Raw genomic sequence first — 1,385 nt, forward strand, 5'->3', positions numbered from 1 at the left:
GAGGCGAGGATTCCGGTCGTGTCCGGTGTCCACGGCGCGATCAGCGAGGACTGGGGCACCCCCGACTACTGGACCCGTCACCTGCGCGAAGCCGTACGCTTCGCCGACACCGTCCAGCACCTCCACACTAGGGGCGTCACCCGCTTCCTCGAACTCGGCCCCGACGCCGTCCTCACCGCCCTGACCCAGGTTTCCCTGGACGGGCAGGACACGATCGCCGAGCCCGCGCTGCGCAAGAACCGCCCCGAGGCACGGACCCTGCTGGCCGCCCTCGCACGCCTGCACACCACCGGCACCCCGATCGACTGGACGGCCTTCTACGCCGGCACGGGCGCACGCCGCGTCGACCTGCCGACGTACGCCTTCCAGCACGAGCGGTACTGGATGGAGGCCACGCCGGCCACCGACGTCGCCCACCACGGCCAGACCTCGGTCGGCCACCCGCTCCTCAGCGCGGCCATCACCCTGGCCGGCTCCGACGAGGCCGTGCTCACCGGCCGCCTCGCCGCAGCTACGCACGCTTGGGTCACCGACCACGAGGTACTGGGCAGTGTGCTGCTGCCGGGGACCGGCTTCGTAGAGATGGCCCTCCAGGCCGGCGAACAGGTCGGCTGCCCCGTCCTCCAGGAACTCACCCTCCAGGCCCCTCTGGTGCTGCCCCCGAACGGCGGCGTCGCCCTCCAGGTGTCGGTCGGCTCGCCCGATGACTCGGGCCGGCGGACCGTACGGGTCCACTCGCGCCACGAGGACGCCCCGGCAGACACCCCCTGGCTGCTGCACGCCGAGGGCCTGCTCGGCAACGACCTGGTGACCGCGGACACGGACTTCACTGTCTGGCCGCCCATCGGCGCCACCGCGGTGGACGTGAGCGACACCTACGAGCTACTCCAAGGCCGCGGCTACCACTACGGCCCGGTCTTCCGGGGCCTCACGGCCGCCTGGACCTCCGGGGACGACGTCTTCGCCGAGATCGAACTGCCCGAGCAGGCGCACGGCGATGCCGAGGGCTTCGGCCTGCACCCTGCCCTCCTCGACGCCACGATGCACGCACTGGGCATCGGCGGCGGTGCCGACGACGAGGCAGGTGCGGGTGGACAGCCGTTGCTGCCCTTCTTCTGGGAGGACGTGTCCCTGTCCGCGGTCGGCGCCACGGCGCTGCGCATACGGATCTCCTGGACCACCGAGAACACCATGTCCCTGGACGCCGCCGACGCGGCCGGTGCTCCGGTGCTGTCCGTGAAGAGCCTGACGTTCCGCCCGGTGTCGCAGGAGCAGCTGGGCGGTGGTCGCCAGGATTCGTTGTTCGAGATCGCTTGGCGTCCGCTGGCGGCTCCGACCGTGGCTGTGGCTGATCAGCATGTGTGGGGTGAGCTTCCCGAGGGTGA

The 1,385-nt window shown here is 71.4% G+C and carries 1 protein-coding gene; it reads left to right on the forward strand.

Annotated elements, in window-relative coordinates; translation table 11 throughout:
- Positions 1-18 precede the first annotated feature (18 nt).
- Positions 19-1,385 (forward strand): polyketide synthase dehydratase domain-containing protein (locus tag ABZZ20_RS36855; RefSeq protein WP_356877432.1); only part of this gene is annotated, 1,367 nt, incomplete at its 3' end.

The sequence above is a fragment of the Streptomyces sp. NPDC006430 genome (assembly GCF_040612395.1).
Taxonomy (GTDB): domain Bacteria; phylum Actinomycetota; class Actinomycetes; order Streptomycetales; family Streptomycetaceae; genus Streptomyces.